We start from the raw sequence: 15,089 nt of genomic DNA, 5'->3' as shown, positions 1-15,089 counted from the left end.
AAAATTTTGAAGGGGCGCAGAAACGGCTTTCGCTGGGCACGGTTGTGCAGAGAGCGTGGCAGATTGCTGAAATGCCGATTGTCCACTGGTTGGATTGCTGGTTGCGGATCATATGCGCCACTTCGATGCCATCCAATGTTACTGACGCGGATCGGAGGGATTTGAAGCTTTCCGAATTTGTCGACAGCGCGGTAGAAATAAGTCCACTTGCCTTTGACTTGAAATAGGTCTCGCCCATTCGCCAGGGATTGCTGGTCGTGGATTTTCGTCGATGAGCGCGGCCGGCAATCAAGGACGAATAGTTTAACAACCCCTCTGTTCACAGCGGCGTGGTCAGCGGCAACGCCGCGCTCAGCCATAATCCCTTCCAGATCACGATAGGCCACGGCGTATCTGACGTAGAAAAACACCGCATACAGGACCACGTCTTTCGGGTAGTGGCTGCCTTTGAAATCGACCGTGATCGGGATCAGCAATACCTGCTCGTCTTCAACCCAGATCTATAGCACGACCATACAGGTTGCAATTCCACCGAAAGGTTTGCGACAATCCCCGTCATTCTCGTGTCCGGCGGATGTCTTTGCGACTTGCGCCCATGTTTCGATAACGCTCGAAGGCGCGGAAAAGCTTCTTCTGTGTCTGCAGACCCATTTTTGCTAACGCCGACTTCAGTTGCTGCTGAACCGTCGAAAGACCGACATGCCTTGTTCTTGCATGCTCGGACAGGGATACGGAATTGAGCGAGGCATGCACCGCCGATGCCTCTGCGGAGGTAATACCGTAGGGCGCACAGAACGCGAGGACATCTTCGAACTTGATATCGAACGGATGATTTAACTCCACGATTGAAATCGCTTCGTATCCGGAAGCGCGAAGGGCTCCATCCCGGTAGCGGGGGAATACATCGTGCACAGAGACCATATAGGCTGTCCCGAGATCGGGCAGTTGCAGAAGCATCGCTTGGCTACGGTCCCTAGCTTGGTCCTCCACCGCCGCGAGTCTCCGATCGAGGGTGCTGTCTCGGCAGCGCAACCGCCCGCCGCTTATCGAGAACAGCCCCTGCTCGATCAGGCGCTGCGCAGCGTCGTTCACGTGCACGACAGTGCCTGACCTCGTCAAAACGAGGCCATTGGCGAGGAGATCCAGCGATCCGCGGGAGTGATCGCGAGAGAGTTTCAGTTCATTGTGCAGGGCAGTGATCTGGAAAGCACCGAGGAGGTGCCGCGACAGCATCCCCAGCATGCTTCTCTGGCGGTTATCGAACTCCAACGAAGGAGAGGCAGTGGAAATGCCGAACCATCCGATATGCCCGTCAATACAGAGGTTGGCGCCGCTGATGTTGTACACTTCATGGCGAGGCAGAAGTTCCTGATGTATGGGACTGGACCGGGACTCGCTGGCGGATACGTATTCTCGTTCGTCGGCGAACACCCCGAGGGGACGTGCCATGACGCGCGGTACCCGGAAGTCTTCGGCAGCGTACTCCTTTAAATACTCTTGAGCGAACCCGCTTTCGTCCCTCGAGAAGAGGCTGAGAATCTCGGATTCGGAATTCATCTGACTCAATAGCAGATGAACCGCGTGACCTCCTGCGATAGCAGCAACGTCTCGGGCCACCGATGTCCAATATTCCGGTTCGCGAGCGGCGTTGTAAATCTCATGAATAACTGAATCCAATCTATCCATAAACGCTCGCTTTATTCATTTCACGCCTCAGGCGAATACATCCCGTCCAACAACCCAATCAGCGCAACCAAACCGCTATCGACGCGATAATTATTTATCAACAGGCCCTAATGCAGACGATGCAGGTTTAGTCGAGGGTTTCGCGGCAGATCATCTGAACAAGTTCCTGCAGTTTTCTGGCCCGCTCGACTAACCACTCCAGTTCCTCAGCTTCGATTGCGTAGCTCGGTGAGTATCGCGCCTCGACGTAAGCGCGCGACAGCAACTCAAAGCGGCGGCGCGCGATACGAGTGTCACGAGGCCAAGCGGCGATTAGCCTTTTATCAAGCTCCTCGGATTTTGACCGCAGGATTTTAAGGCGATGAGATTTTGCACTGTAAAGGGTCAGGACCTCAAGTGCGCAATGATAGAGCGCCTCGACTGTCTGGTGTAAAAGAAACGCCGAATAGTTTTCATGTCCCTTCCCCAACGCAGATCTAGCCGTCGTCGATGCATCGACCAATTTCATCCATTTCGCGTAGTGCTGTTTCGCCTCGGCAAGACGTTCTTCCTTGGTCAACACCTTTGGCTCAGCGAGAGGATTACGATTGTCTGCATATAAGACTTTGCCGTCTCTTGCGATATCCACAAAGAAGGGCCGCCCACGCGACAGTTGATCGTTAACATCCTGAAGGCTATGCACGATTGGTACGACTGGCGTCTCAATCCGGTGGCCTATCTGCTCCTGCAAGAATCTTTCTTCCAGCGCAAGCCACAATTCCTGTTCCTGAGCAAAACTCTCTGAATTGACGACGATTAGAATGTCATAGTCGGAGCGATACCCGCTCAGTCTATCCTCGACCCAGTCACCACGGGCATAGGATCCGAAAAGAATGACCTTGAGGATTTTCCCACTGGCTTTCTTAGCTGATTGTTTGGCCGACCTGAACTGTTCGATCTCAAAGAAGATGATCTCCAGCGCGCGGGCGAGCTCGCGCCGTTTGTTGGCCGGCAAATAGTCAAGAACATCAGTCAGGGTCAAAGCCGCATCAAAGCCTTCGATAGGATTCGAATCCATAGTAGCGGTTAGCCCCATACAACGCATGCCTACAATTTAGCGAGTGCGGCGGCGAAACACAACCGTCAGGACCCCGTGGCCAGGGCGAGCCCGTGCATGACCCATGATCGTGGTAACGCATGAAAAGGGTTTCGCACGAAAGGTTGCAGATCGCGTCTTCTTCATGGAAGCGGGCGAGGTCATAGAGGTTAAAGAGCCCGATGCATTCTTCGACGCTCCGGAGCATGACAGCACGCGGCGGTTTCTGACGAACATCATGCACTAGAGCTCTTGCGGTGACGGTACATGCAGAAGAATGCCAAGCCGCGGGAAACTGTTGCGGCTGTCGGTTACGGGCGTAACGCTATATTCGGGCGGCAGCAGCGCCAGCTTCGTGGTGTCGGGAATTCGGTTTCGAAAGGACGGAACGCTGGGAAAGCTGCAGGAAACGCTGAATTTGTCTTTTACCGACGAGAGACAAACTCAAAAGTGAGAGCATCAGTGCCTGACGAACGCAGCCCCCAAAGCAGAGCCGTGATTCACGACAGGCGCTCAAACCAAGAGCACTTTAAGGAAAATCGACCAGACTCACACGGAGGTCATTGATGACCGCGGCGAGCCCTGGTGCGCCGATCAACGGCACGACCCGGGCTGGCGCCAGCTTGGAGACGGCACGCCCGAAGACGGCGATATTCGTATGGCCGTTCAGGCGAGATGGATAGATGATGCCGTCGGGAAGCGACTGGTGCTCGTGGAACGCAAGCGCCCAGGAGCGCGCAAGGCTCTGACGCGAGGATTTCGCCACGTCAGTTGGCACCCCCATCCTGATGGCGTGATCGTTACGTAGGTCAACAAGGCTGAGGTCTGCGACCGTCTCGATCTCAGCGTAGCGCCGCGCGTGGATTTCTTTTTCCTCAATCGGAAGATCGCCCATAAGACCGTCGCGGCGATCACGCAGGACCGCCTCAAGGAAACAGACCTTGAGTGTTTCGCCAAGATAGAGAACGCCAAAACGCTTCGTCGCGTCACGCCGGCGCGGATCGCTGAAACGGCTCGCCGTCTTTCCAAATCCCAGCGGGTCCGGAAAGGCGCTTCCGTAGATCCGGCCAAAGCGACGCCCTGAAGGGATCGTTTCGATATCGAGCGGCTGACGCTCGAAACCGGCAGGCGGCTTGAGACCCGCCATTTAGCGAAAGTCACCGCGGGCAATGCCCTCGGCTGCGGCGACCACGTCGCTATCCTGGCCCCGCTTCAAGGCGTCGAGCCCGGTACGACCGTCAAGCGCGCCGTGGGGCGAAACAAGGAAGCGGTAAACGGCCCAGGCACCCGCCAGGATCTCGTGCAATTTTGGAAGCGCCGCATAGGGCCGGCCGTCCTGATCGAGCTGCCAGGCCGGGAAACGGAACCCTCGCTTGGCGCCATCCAGGCCGAGCACCTGGCCGTTTTGGCGCTTTGTATTGACCGTGACCCGCGAAACGCCAAGAAGATCGGAAAAGGCCTCGGCGCTCAGCATGTCGTCCTCGCTGAGGATTTCCGCAACGCGGCGACGGCCGCGCTCTCGTGCGTCGGACAGGGCTGCCTTCAGTTCGTCATCCGGTTCGCCAGCCTCTTCGGCCGGAAACGCACTGTCGCCAACCAGTGGGTCTTCCTCGACAATCGAAATTGTCTGCGCTCCGGCGCGCGGATCCACGACGACGCGGAAACTCACCTGATGGCCAGCCTTTTGGCTCAGCTGCACCGCCTTGGTATACTGATTGAGCAACGCTTTTTCGAAATCGGCCTTGCGGGGCAGCTTCATCGATAGCGCGATATTTGGGGTTTCGGTTGCTGTCGTTTTCGTGACGGGCATGACAATCCACCTTTCGAAAATAATGTAGCCAGTCGTTGTCGGCTCGTCAAGTTCGTTAAATTCGTAAAGGCAATCGACCGACCTATCCAGACCAGTGTGTTTCCCAGAAAGCCTACCGCTCTTGAGGGGAACAGAACCAACGACGCCTTACTCAGAGGGGTTAAGTGCTTGATAGGACGGGCTTTGGGGGATAACGCCGATTTATGAAACTTGGTTGGGTGTAAAATGTGTACCGGCGCTATATCTCATCGCCGGTCGGTAATGGTGACATAACGCTTGCCGGAATCACACCTCACAGCCTTTCGCTGGCATGGCCCTCGGTCAACGTCGAACGGTCAGTCGCGGATGAGAGTAACTGCTGTTCGGCGATTAATCCGCTCGTAGCGGCGGCAGCGGCTTGCCGGCCAGCGATGAGGCCAAGTCCGATCGCCGTCAACAGTCCGTTTCCGGACAGATAACCGGACGCCTCATTGCCCGAAACGCCGCAAGCAGCGCCGCCTGCGGCATAAAGATTGGGCATCGGCCTGCCACTTTCACCGATCACGCGCGCGGACGTATCGACGACGAGGCCACCTTGCGTATGGAATAGGGCCCCGGTAACCTTCACGGCGCAATAGGGAGCCTGGAGCTCCGGCACATCTCTGAAGGAACGGCCGAAGGGGTCCGAGGCGCCGCCTTTCGCGTAGGACCGAACGTTTTCGAAGTTCGCCACAAGCACGTCGGCCGGCACGTTCATCAGAGTAGCAAGCGCCGGAATGGTATCCGCCGTCAGGACAGCGTCCATGCCTTCCGCGCGGCGAAAATCCTCGAACTGTCGGGTGATGCCTGCGATACGACTGTCGAACACCGACCAGGCGATCTGTTCGGGCTGGCGCAGCACCTCGGCTGCCTGTTCCGAATAGCCCTTCGCCTCGTTGCTGAAGCGCTCGCCCTCGACATTCACCTGAAAACCGCCTTCGGTGATCGTCGCCCAGGAAATCAGGATACCGGCCGGATGCGCAACCGAGCCGTGACCCTGATGACCGTTCAGATGCCGGCTCTTTGCACCCAGCGCCTCACCCCAGATCAGCGCATCGCCCTGATTTCCAGGATGGCCGAAATAAAGAGCGTCGGCCAGCGAGGTGATGTGCTTTGCCGCCAGCTCCTTGTTGCCGCCATAACCGTTGCACGCAAGCACGAGGGTGTCGCAGCCGACCTCTTCGGAACTGCCGTCCGGACGCTCGAAACGCAGGCCAAACACCCTGCTCTCCTTATCGGCGAAAAGCTCCGTGACATGAGCGTTACAGAGAACCGGAATCCCTGCATTCTCGACGGCTTCGCGTAGCGCATCGATCAGTTCCTCGCCGGAACGCGTTGGCAAACCATGCATGCGCCGCGCCGAATGACCAGGATAGGAGAAATCCGCAACGACCGAGAATTTCAGCCCGTATGTATCCGCTAGCCATTCCAGCGCCGGCCCTGTCGTGCGGGTGACAAGATCGACAATCTCGGCATCCGGTTCGTCATGCGCCTTCTTCATCACGTCGCGCGCAAAACTGTTTGCATCGTCGGAGATGCCAGCTTCGGCCTGCCATCGGGTCGCAGCGGCCGGCACCAGGCCAGCGGAAAGGGCGGTAGAACCGCGCGGCAGAGGATCGCGTTCGAGGACCAGAACCTCGGCACCTGCTTCATGCGCGGCAAGCGCGGCCACCATGCCAGCCGCACCTCCGCCGATGATCACTACCGGCACGGAATAATCGAACTCCCGGCTCTCTATCCGCGTCACCTTGGCCATTCTCGTCTCTCCGTTCCCGCATTGCAGACAGCTATCTGTCATTTTTGGAGGACAATAATCTGTATTATTTTTAAAACAACATTTGATTTTCGCGATCGCCCGTGCCTAGATTTGGAAAAAGGGAACGGAAGGAGGGCATCGTGCCAGGCATCGATGCTGGAGGCGGCAAAACGCTTTTCGACAAGGTTTTCGACGCGCATGTGGTCGTCAGGCGCGAGGACGGCCAATGTCTTCTGTGGATCGACCGGCACTTCCTGCATGAAGGCTCGTTCCACGCATTCAACAAGCTGAAGGACCGTGATGCGGAGGTCACTCGTCCGGACCTGACCTTCGGCATCGAGGACCATTATGTCCCAACCCGCACTCGGGATCTAAGCAAGATCGATCCGGCTATCCGGGGCATGATCGAGCAGCTGCGCGGCAATAGCGAACGCCATGGGTTGCGCCTCTTCGATCTCGACGACCCCGGACAGGGCATCGTGCATGTTGTCGGCCCGGAACAGGGGCTTACCTTGCCAGGCCTCACCATGGTCTGCGGCGATAGCCACACCGCTACCCACGGCGCTTTCGGGGCCATCGCCTTCGGCATCGGCGCTTCGGAAGTCGCGCATGTGCTGATGACACAAACACTCTGGCAGAAGAAGCCGAAGCGGATGCGCGTGACCGTCGATGGCACGTTGGCGCCGGGTGTCACGGCCAAGGATATCGCACTGTCGATCATCGCCAAGATCGGCGCGGACGGCGCGGCCGGTCATGCGATCGAATATGCTGGCTCGGCGATCCGTGGTCTTTCCATGGAAGGCCGATTGACGCTCTGCAATCTTTCCATCGAGGCCGGTGGCCGTTGCGGTATGGTCGCCCCCGACCAGACGACCGTCGACTATCTTCGCGGCCGGCCATTTGCACCACAGGGCGAGGCTTTCGAGGCCGCTGGGAAGGATTGGCTGGCGTTGGCCAGCGATCCGGATGCCGTTTTCGACCGCGAAGTCCTGTTTGATGCCACCGAGATCGCCCCCGTCGTCACCTGGGGCATCACGCCGGAAGATGCATCGCCTATTACCGCAACCGTGCCGGACCCGGAACAGATTGCCGATCCTGCCCGCGCCGCGCAGGTTCGCGATGCGCTGGATTACATGGACATCAGGCCCGGCCAGAGCCTCACTGATATTCGTATCGACCGGGTTTTCATCGGCTCCTGCACCAACAGCCGCATCGAGGATATCCGCGCAGCCGCCGCAATTCTCGCCGGCCGCAAAGCCAAGGTACCGGGCCTTGTTTCGCCGGGTTCGATGCTGGTGAAGAAGCAAGCCGAAGAAGAAGGATTGGACCGCATTATCCGCGACGCCGGCCTGGAATGGGTTGATGCGGGCTGTTCCATGTGCGTGGGCATGAATGGCGATCTCGTGCCGCCCGGCGAACGCTGCGCCTCCACCACCAACCGCAATTTCCGCGGCCGGCAGGGGCCGGGCTCGCGCACGCACCTCATGTCACCGGCCATGGTCGCGGCTGCCGCAGTCACCGGTCACCTGACAGACATGCGCCAGTTGATGCGCGAACCGGTTTCGGCCGGAAACTGAGGGGGAGGGAGCGCCATGAAGCCGTTCAAGACTCTGGATGCCATCGCCTGCCCCCTGCCCCAATCGAATGTCGATACCGACCAGTTGATCCCGGCCCGTTTCATGAAACGCTCGCGCGCCGATGGCTATGGCGGCTTCCTGCTCTATGACCTGCGTTTCGACGAGAACGGCGAGCCGAAGACCGATTGCCCGCTCAACGATACCATTCGTCAAGGAGCGCAGATCCTAGTCAGCCGCCGCAATTTCGGCAGCGGTTCCTCCCGCGAAGCTGCCGTTTATGCGCTGGTGGATTATGGGGTCAGCTGCGTCATCGCCCCGTCCTACGGTGACATCTTCGCCTCCAACGCGGTCAATAACGGTCTTCTGCCAGCGGTGGTCAGCGAAGAGGATTGCGAGGCGCTGCTGGCCGGCCTGCAGGATGGTGCCGACACGGCGACCGTCGATCTCGAAGCGCTGACGATCCGTTGTGCCAATCTCGTCGTGCCTTTTACCGTCGATCCGGTCTGGCGCACCAAGCTCCTGAACGGCTGGGACGATATCGACCTGACCCGCAGCCATTCCGAAGCAATCGCCGCCTTTGCCGCCGCGGACCGCGAGAGGCGACCCTGGATGCAGCCGAACCGGCCGACCACCGCGAAACCGGAGGCCTGATCGTGACGCTCGCCTTCTCGCCCGGTCGCATCGGTTCCCTGACATTGGCAAATCGCATCGTCATGCCGCCGATGCAGCGGTACGAAGGCACGGCGGAAGGCTTCGCGACCGATTATCACGTCAACCATTATGCGCGCCGCGCCCGCGGCGGTGTCGGCCTGGTCATCCTGGAATCGACGGCGATTTCGCCGGAGGGCCGGCTGATGGGCGACGATATCGGCATTTTCTCCCAAGCCCACGCGCTTGCTCTTTCAAGGATCGCAGCGGCGGTAAAGGCGGAGGGCGCCCCGGCGCTGGTGCAACTCAGCCATGGCGGTCGCAAGTCCCGGCCCTATGGCGGCGGGCCGCTGCTGGCACCGAGCGCGGTCGCCTATGACGAGCGCTACGGCATGCCGCAGGCGATGACGGAAGCCGACATCGAAAAACTGATCGCCGACTTTCGCATCGCCGCACGTCGAGCCATCGACAGCGGCTTTGCAGGTGTCGAGTTGCATGCCGCACACGGCTATCTTCTACACCAGTTCCTGTCGCCGCTCAGCAATCGCCGTGACGACGAATACGGCGGAGATGAAGACCGCCGCGCTGTACTGCCTGCCCGCATCATCCGTGCCGTCCGGGACGAACTCGGGCCGCAACCGGTCGTCACCATGCGCATCAGCGCCAGCGACAATGCAGACAGTGGCCTGACGCCCGAGATGGCGGCACGGGCGCTGTCTTACCTTGCCGGCCACGGGCTCGATGCCGTGCATGTTTCCGCCGGCGGCCTTGTGCCACCGGCTGCGCAGACAATGCCACTGGTCGAATCCCTCGCCTGCGCCGAGATCATCCGCAGCGCTCTTTCCATTCCGGTGATCGCTGTGGGAGGCATCAACAACCTAGCCGACGTCGAGGCCATCCTGTCGACCGGCAAGGCCGATTTCGTCGCGATCGGCCGGCCCCTGCTAATATATCCGGATCTCAGCCGCATTCTTTAATGAAGACGGTTGACACGGCATCAAATCTGTATTCTCAATAAGACAACTAAATGTCTTATAAAAAAGACAATCGGGAACGCTACAATGTCTTCGACCATGGAACCTCTGAAGGCGAGACGACTCTACCTCTTGCTGCGGGAACAAATCCTGCGCGGAGAAGTGGCGATCGACGAGCGCCTGCCGAGCGAGCCGGCGCTGGCGCAGGAACATGGTGTTTCACGCGTCACCGTGCGGCGCGCGCTCGACAAGCTCGCCAGCGACGGCATGATCGAACGGCGGCCAGGGTCCGGCACCTTCGTCAGCGGGGGCAAGACCAGCATGCCGGTCGTCGCAGACTTCTCGAACGTGCTAACCCACCTCGTCGAAATGGGCCGCAAGACGGGCGTACGGCTGATTTCGTTTGCCTATGTCAACGCGACGCCGGCTATGGCGGAAGAGCTACGGCTCGATCCCGGCGAACGGCTGCAGCGGTCCGTTCGTGTCCGCCTCATCGATGGCCAGCCGTTTTCCTATCTCGTCACCCACGTGCCGGAGCGGATCGGCATGTCCTATTCGGAAGCCGATCTCGCCTCGACGCCACTGCTGGAACTGCTGGAACGCTCCGGCCTCGTCGCCGAGCGGGCGACACAGGTGATCGGCGCGACGCTGGCCGGGCCGGAAGCGGCCGGCGCGCTTGACCTCGATATCGGCGCGGCACTTCTGTCGATGACGCGTGTCGTCTTCGAGCCTTCCGGCCGCGGCATCGAGCACCTTCAGGCGCTCTACCGGCCGGATCGCTACTCTTTCCATATGGATCTCGAACGCACCGGAGCCGATGGCGCCCGGCGCTGGACACCTGCCGATGCCGTGCGCGCATCGGAACAGAACAACGAAAACAAGAAGAATACCCGCACCAAGCGGCCGCCCCCTCAGAGGAGAACAAAACCATGAAATTTATCGATACGACATTGAACCGCAGAACAGCCCTGAAGGGTGGCGCAGCCGCCCTCGCAACCATGGCCGCCCCGGCAATCGTCCGTGGTGCCGAACCCTCACCGATAAAGGTCGGCATTCTGCAGCCGGTCACCGGTGCATTGGCTCAGGATGGTGAATACGGCCGCATGGGCGCCGAACTCGCCATCGAGGACATCAACAAGGCCGGCGGTATCAAGTCGCTCGGCGGCGCCAAGATCGAAATGGTCTTCGGTGATGCGCGCTCCACGCCGGAAGCCGGCACGCAGGAAGTCGAGCGCATGCAGGAAGCCGGCGTTTCGGCGATAATCGGCGGTTTCGCCAGTCCGATCTGCCTTGCCGGTTCGCAGGCTGCTGCTCGCTACGACCTACCCTATATCGTCGATGTCGGCGTGACCGATCAGATCATCCAGCGCGGCCTGAAGAACACGTTCCGCTTCGCACCGGGCTTCTCGCTTTGCACGGGCGCCGCGATCCAGAACCTCGTCAAGATCAACGAGGCTTCCGGCAAGGCAGCCAAGACCGTCGCCCTCGTGCACGAAGACGGCCTGTTCGGCTCGGGTCTCGCCAAGCTGATGGCTGCCGAACTGCCGAAATACGGTTTCGAAATCCTCGAACTGATCGCTGTTCCGACCCCTTCGCGCGATCTTTCCAACGTCGTCCTGCGCCTGCGTTCGCTCAACCCCGATCTCGTCATCCCGAGCACCTATTATGGTGAGACCGTGCTTCTGGCCCGCACCATGCAACAGCAGCGCGTTCGCCCGAAGGGAGTCTACAGCGTGCTGAACGGCGCGGCCTCCAACCGCCGCTTCGTCAAGGAGTTCCCGGAAGCAGCCGAAAACGTCATGGACTGCAACCACTGGCACGACCCGCGCAACGAAAAGGCCGTCGCACTGCAGAAGCGTGTGGAAGCCGCCGGCAAGATCTACAACTACAACGTCCCGCTCAACTATTCATGCGTCGGCCTCCTTGCCGATGCGATCGAGCGTGCCGCTTCGGGCGACCGCAAGAAGATCATCGAGGCACTCGGCACCTCGACCTTTGCCGGCCACCTGATGCCTTACGGCGCAACCAAGTTCGAAAACGGCCAGAACATGGGCGCAGCTCCGGTTTCGACCCAGGTTCAGGGCGGTGACATCAAGGTCGTCTTCCCGGAAACCTTCGCGAACGCCAAGCCGAAGTTCCCGGCCAACGGCTGATCGCCATCCAGTCGATGCCCGGGCCTGCCGTTACGCGGGCGCGGGCGATTGCCGGCCGAATGACGCGGGATAGAGCATGTTTTCTCCTACCATCATCATCGAAGCGATGATCAACGGGCTTTTGACCGGCGCGATCTATGCGCTGGTCGCCCTTGGTCTGACACTGGTCTACGGTGTGCTTCACATCATCAATTTTGCGCATGGAGCAACGCTCGCGGCTGCCATGTTCGCCGTCTGGGGCCTGAATGCCGCTTTCGGAATCGATACATACTGGACGATCCCGATCGTCACGCCTGCATTCTTCGTTCTTGGTTATGTGGTGCAGCGCTTCGTTATCGGCCCGGCAGCACATGGTGACGATGGCAGTATCCTGCTCATCACGCTTGGCATTTCCATCCTGATCGAAAACGCGTTGTTGGCCGGATTTGGCTCGGATACCCGCTCGATCCCCTCGGATTTTTCGTTTGCGATCGTCGAGGCCGGCCCGTTTCTACTGTCGAGTGCCCGCCTCGTCGGTGCAGCCGGTTCGCTGGTGGTGGCAATCCTGTTCTGGCTGCTGATGAGCCGCACGGACACCGGCAAGGCAATCCGCGCCGTGGCGCGTGAAAAGCTCGGCGCCAATCTCGTCGGCATCAATGTAGGGCATATCTACGCCATCACCTTCGGATTGGGCTGCGCGGCGCTCGCCGTTGCGGCAAGCCTGCTGATGCCGACCTTCTACGTTAATCCGCGCATCGGCGGCGCTTTCGTCAACATCGCCTTCACCGTCGTGGTACTCGGCGGCATGGGCTCCATTCCAGGCGCCATGGCCGGCGGCCTGATCATCGGCATGGTGGAGAGTCTGAGCGGCTTGCTGCTCGGGGAAAGCCTCGGTCAGATCGGCATCTTCATCATCTTCATTCTGGTCCTGCTCCTGCGTCCGACCGGCCTGTTCGGAGCCAAAGCATGATCGGACGCGGTTATCTTCCCATCATCCTGGTCACCCTGCTTATCGCGGCAACCCCGCTGGTGATCTCGTCGAATTCGTTCTTCAACTTCACCGTTCTGGTACTGATTATCGCGCTTGCCGCGCAGGGCTGGAACCTGCTCGGCGGCATCGGCGGACAGACCTCCTTCGGTCATTCGATGTTCTTCGGCATCGGCGCTTATACCGCCTCGATGCTCCAGACTCATCTCGGCGTGAATGCCTGGCTCTCGCTGGTCGCAGCGATTGCCGCCGGCGCGCTGGCTGGCCTGATCGTCGGTTTCCTTAGTTTCCGTGCAGGCCTTCGCGGATCATATTTCGCACTGGTGACGCTCGCATTCGCAGAACTGCTGCGCGTGCTCGCCAATGCCTCGGAACTGACGGGTGGAGCGGCCGGCCTGCTGCTGAAGCTCGATCTGGGCTTCGCCAACATGCAGTTCTCCAGCCGCCCGACCTTCATGCTGCTGGCGCTCGTCTTCGTATTCGCCAGTCTCGTCATCACCCAGAAGATCGTCAATTCCCGCTTCGGCGCACATCTCGTCGCCGTACGCGAGAACGAGGACGCGGCCAAGGCGCTCGGCGTCGATGTGCTGACCGTCAAACTGAAGGCCATCAGCCTTTCCGGCGCCATGACGGCGGCGGCCGGCGTTCTCTACGTCCAATATTTTCTTTATATCGACGCCGGTATCGCCTTCGGTATCTGGATTTCGATCGAGGCGTTGCTTGCACCGATGGTCGGCGGCCGCGGGATGGTGCTTGGGCCTCTGATTGGCGCCTTCACGCTGCACGGCCTTGGCGAAATCACCAAGAGCTTTGCGGGCCGCGTACCCGGCATAGACCTGATCGTCTTCACCATCGTGCTGATCGTCGTGATTGCCTTTGCCTCCAGCGGTATCCTCGGCCTTCTCAAGAAACTGGCCGACCGCTTTTCCTCGAAGGGAGGTGCGTGATGCTTAAGGTTGAGAACGCCACCATGCGTTTCGGCGGCCTCATCGCCGTCAACAATGCCTCGCTGGACGTCAGAGAAGGCTCGATCACCGGTCTGATCGGCCCGAACGGCGCCGGCAAGACCACCCTGTTTGCCATCATCGCCGGCTTCCTGAAGCCGACGGAAGGCGCGATCTCGCTTTACGGCAAGGACATCACCACCGAGCAGCCCCACAGGCGCGCCATCTCCGGTATTGCCCGCACATTCCAGATCGTGCAGCCCTTTGCGGGTCTCAACGTGCATGAAAACATCACTGTTGGCGCTTATCTTCGGCATGCAAAGCCTTCCGATGCCGTCGAAAAAGCCCGTGACGTCGCCCGCCAGGTCGGCCTTGAAAAGGACCTGGAAAAATCCGCCGCGAGCCTGACGGTCGCCGGTCGTAAGCGGCTGGAGTTGGCGCGTGCGCTCGCCACCGAACCGAAGATCCTGCTGCTTGATGAAGTGCTCGCGGGTCTCAACCCTTCGGAAATCCGCGACATCATCCCGGTCATCCGCACGATCCGTAATAGCGGTGTCACCATCCTGATGATCGAACACGTGATGCAGGCGGTGATGAACCTGTGCGAACACGTCTACGTGCTGGCCCAGGGCAAGATGATCGCGGAGGGCACGCCGACGGTGGTCTGCAACGACCAAGCCGTGATCGAGGCCTACCTTGGCAAGGGTTCCGCAGAGCGGATTGCACGCCAGAGCGCAGAGAATACGGGAGGCCCGAATGCTTGAAGTCAAAGGCCTTCGCGCCGGCTATGGCGCCGTCGAGGTGCTGCGCGGCATCGACATTTCCGTCAGCAAAGGTGAGATCGTTGCGGTCCTAGGTGCCAACGGCGTCGGCAAGACGACGCTGAACAAGGCGCTGTCTGGCGTCCTGCCGGTAACGGCAGGACGCATTGTCTTCGACGGTGTCCCCCTCAGTGGCTCGTCGACGGCTGCAGTTGATGCGGGCCTGATCCATGTGCCGGAAGGCCGCAAGATCTTCCCAAACATGACCGTGCTCGAAAATATCGAGCTCGGCAGCTATCGCCGCGGCAAGAAGAACCGCACCCGCAATCTGGAAAACGTCTTCGCCACCTTCCCGCGCCTCAAGGAGCGCACGGGCCAGGCAGCCGGCACGCTTTCCGGAGGCGAGCAGCAGATGCTGGCAATCGGTCGCGGCATGATGGCCGAACCGAAACTTCTGATCCTCGACGAACCCTCGCTCGGCCTTTCGCCGCTGCTGGTCGAGGAGATGTTCAACCTCGTGCGCCGGCTGAACCAGGACGGCCTGCCGGTCATGCTGGTGGAGCAGAACGTCGTTCAGTCGCTGGAGATCGCCTCACGCGCCTACATCGTCGAGAACGGCACGATCACAATGTCCGGCACGGCGGCGGAAATTTCCGCCAATCCGGAACTGAAGCGGGCCTATCTCGGGCTTTAGCCCGGGTTAGAATGAGGAGGACACGA

General features: G+C 60.0%; 14 protein-coding genes and 2 pseudogenes. 10 read left to right on the top strand and 6 right to left on the bottom strand.

Annotated elements, in window-relative coordinates:
• Window positions 1-167: 167 nt before the first annotated feature.
• The 3 genes and pseudogenes from QEO92_RS29235 to QEO92_RS29225 all read right to left on the bottom strand — a co-directional run.
• Window positions 168-464 (bottom strand): annotated as a pseudogene (locus QEO92_RS29235) (DDE-type integrase/transposase/recombinase); the annotation flags it as partial.
• Between the two features lie 91 nt (window positions 465-555).
• On the bottom strand, window positions 556-1,686 hold the full coding sequence (locus QEO92_RS29230) for a helix-turn-helix transcriptional regulator (protein ID WP_037146388.1): 1,131 nt from the start codon (window positions 1,684-1,686) through the stop codon (window positions 556-558).
• Window positions 1,687-1,813: 127 nt separating this feature from the next.
• Complete coding sequence (locus QEO92_RS29225) at window positions 1,814-2,743, bottom strand: nucleotidyltransferase domain-containing protein (protein ID WP_227705615.1); 930 nt, start codon at window positions 2,741-2,743, stop codon at window positions 1,814-1,816.
• Between the two features lie 103 nt (window positions 2,744-2,846).
• Between QEO92_RS29225 and glnQ the strand changes: the two are divergent.
• Window positions 2,847-3,008, top strand: a pseudogene (gene glnQ / locus QEO92_RS29220) (glutamine ABC transporter ATP-binding protein GlnQ); the annotation flags it as partial.
• A gap of 282 nt (window positions 3,009-3,290) precedes the next feature.
• On the opposite strand, the gene QEO92_RS29215 reads toward glnQ, so the two are convergent.
• The 3 genes from QEO92_RS29215 to QEO92_RS29205 form a co-directional block, all read right to left on the bottom strand.
• Complete coding sequence (locus QEO92_RS29215; RefSeq protein WP_037146384.1) at window positions 3,291-3,908, bottom strand: RES family NAD+ phosphorylase; 618 nt, start codon at window positions 3,906-3,908, stop codon at window positions 3,291-3,293.
• Window positions 3,909-4,571, bottom strand: a complete 663-nt coding sequence (locus QEO92_RS29210; RefSeq protein WP_037146383.1) for a hypothetical protein — start codon at window positions 4,569-4,571, stop codon at window positions 3,909-3,911.
• Window positions 4,572-4,863: 292 nt separating this feature from the next.
• Window positions 4,864-6,345, bottom strand: a complete 1,482-nt coding sequence (locus QEO92_RS29205) for an FAD-dependent oxidoreductase (RefSeq protein WP_081952622.1) — start codon at window positions 6,343-6,345, stop codon at window positions 4,864-4,866.
• 140 nt (window positions 6,346-6,485) lie between these two features.
• Between QEO92_RS29205 and leuC the strand changes: the two genes are divergently transcribed.
• From leuC to QEO92_RS29160, 9 genes are all read left to right on the top strand, one after another.
• Entirely contained in the window at window positions 6,486-7,922 is a 1,437-nt protein-coding gene (leuC, locus tag QEO92_RS29200; RefSeq protein WP_227705614.1) for a 3-isopropylmalate dehydratase large subunit, read from the top strand.
• A 15-nt stretch (window positions 7,923-7,937) separates the two neighbouring features.
• Window positions 7,938-8,573 carry a 3-isopropylmalate dehydratase small subunit gene (gene leuD / locus QEO92_RS29195; RefSeq protein WP_037144993.1) on the top strand — a complete coding sequence of 212 codons (636 nt, stop codon included), beginning with the start codon at window positions 7,938-7,940 and terminating at the stop codon, window positions 8,571-8,573.
• A 2-nt stretch (window positions 8,574-8,575) separates the two neighbouring features.
• Window positions 8,576-9,547 carry an oxidoreductase gene (locus QEO92_RS29190; RefSeq protein WP_227705613.1) on the top strand — a complete coding sequence of 324 codons (972 nt, stop codon included), beginning with the start codon at window positions 8,576-8,578 and terminating at the stop codon, window positions 9,545-9,547.
• An 84-nt stretch (window positions 9,548-9,631) separates the two neighbouring features.
• Window positions 9,632-10,477: a GntR family transcriptional regulator gene (locus tag QEO92_RS29185; protein WP_037144988.1), complete on the top strand. Its 846-nt coding sequence runs from the start codon at window positions 9,632-9,634 to the stop codon at window positions 10,475-10,477.
• Window positions 10,474-11,697, top strand: a complete 1,224-nt coding sequence (locus QEO92_RS29180; protein ID WP_037144985.1) for an ABC transporter substrate-binding protein — start codon at window positions 10,474-10,476, stop codon at window positions 11,695-11,697. The genes QEO92_RS29185 and QEO92_RS29180 overlap by 4 nt, the downstream gene beginning before the upstream one ends.
• A gap of 76 nt (window positions 11,698-11,773) precedes the next feature.
• Entirely contained in the window at window positions 11,774-12,646 is an 873-nt protein-coding gene (locus QEO92_RS29175) for a branched-chain amino acid ABC transporter permease (RefSeq protein WP_227705612.1), read from the top strand.
• The gene (locus tag QEO92_RS29170) at window positions 12,643-13,611 is read left to right on the top strand and encodes a branched-chain amino acid ABC transporter permease (protein WP_227705611.1); all 969 of its coding nucleotides are present in this window, start codon (window positions 12,643-12,645) and stop codon (window positions 13,609-13,611) included. Before QEO92_RS29175 ends, QEO92_RS29170 begins: the two co-directional genes overlap by 4 nt.
• On the top strand, window positions 13,611-14,372 hold the full coding sequence (locus tag QEO92_RS29165; protein ID WP_227705610.1) for an ABC transporter ATP-binding protein: 762 nt from the start codon (window positions 13,611-13,613) through the stop codon (window positions 14,370-14,372). The genes QEO92_RS29170 and QEO92_RS29165 overlap by 1 nt, the downstream gene beginning before the upstream one ends.
• The gene (locus tag QEO92_RS29160; RefSeq protein ID WP_037144968.1) at window positions 14,365-15,063 is read left to right on the top strand and encodes an ABC transporter ATP-binding protein; all 699 of its coding nucleotides are present in this window, start codon (window positions 14,365-14,367) and stop codon (window positions 15,061-15,063) included. Before QEO92_RS29165 ends, QEO92_RS29160 begins: the two co-directional genes overlap by 8 nt.
• Window positions 15,064-15,089: the final 26 nt, after the last annotated feature.

Source organism: Neorhizobium petrolearium (assembly GCF_029854435.1).
Taxonomy (GTDB): Bacteria; Pseudomonadota; Alphaproteobacteria; order Rhizobiales; family Rhizobiaceae; genus Neorhizobium; species Neorhizobium petrolearium.
The sequence above is the reverse complement of the archived record's forward strand: the minus strand, read 5'-3'. Positions and strand labels throughout refer to the sequence as shown.

Bases quoted from the DNA above. Each gene is read 5' to 3' on its own strand.
- QEO92_RS29230 (WP_037146388.1), bottom strand. From the start codon at position 1,686: ATGGATAGATTGGATTCAGTTATTCATGAGATTTACAACGCCGCTCGC.
- QEO92_RS29225 (WP_227705615.1), bottom strand. From the start codon at position 2,743: ATGGATTCGAATCCTATCGAAGGCTTTGATGCGGCTTTGACCCTGACT.
- QEO92_RS29215 (WP_037146384.1), bottom strand. From the start codon at position 3,908: ATGGCGGGTCTCAAGCCGCCTGCCGGTTTCGAGCGTCAGCCGCTCGAT.
- QEO92_RS29210 (WP_037146383.1), bottom strand. From the start codon at position 4,571: ATGCCCGTCACGAAAACGACAGCAACCGAAACCCCAAATATCGCGCTA.
- QEO92_RS29205 (WP_081952622.1), bottom strand. From the start codon at position 6,345: ATGGCCAAGGTGACGCGGATAGAGAGCCGGGAGTTCGATTATTCCGTG.
- leuD (WP_037144993.1), top strand. From the start codon at position 7,938: ATGAAGCCGTTCAAGACTCTGGATGCCATCGCCTGCCCCCTGCCCCAA.
- QEO92_RS29185 (WP_037144988.1), top strand. From the start codon at position 9,632: ATGTCTTCGACCATGGAACCTCTGAAGGCGAGACGACTCTACCTCTTG.
- QEO92_RS29180 (WP_037144985.1), top strand. From the start codon at position 10,474: ATGAAATTTATCGATACGACATTGAACCGCAGAACAGCCCTGAAGGGT.
- QEO92_RS29175 (WP_227705612.1), top strand. From the start codon at position 11,774: ATGTTTTCTCCTACCATCATCATCGAAGCGATGATCAACGGGCTTTTG.
- QEO92_RS29170 (WP_227705611.1), top strand. From the start codon at position 12,643: ATGATCGGACGCGGTTATCTTCCCATCATCCTGGTCACCCTGCTTATC.
- QEO92_RS29165 (WP_227705610.1), top strand. From the start codon at position 13,611: ATGCTTAAGGTTGAGAACGCCACCATGCGTTTCGGCGGCCTCATCGCC.
- QEO92_RS29160 (WP_037144968.1), top strand. From the start codon at position 14,365: ATGCTTGAAGTCAAAGGCCTTCGCGCCGGCTATGGCGCCGTCGAGGTG.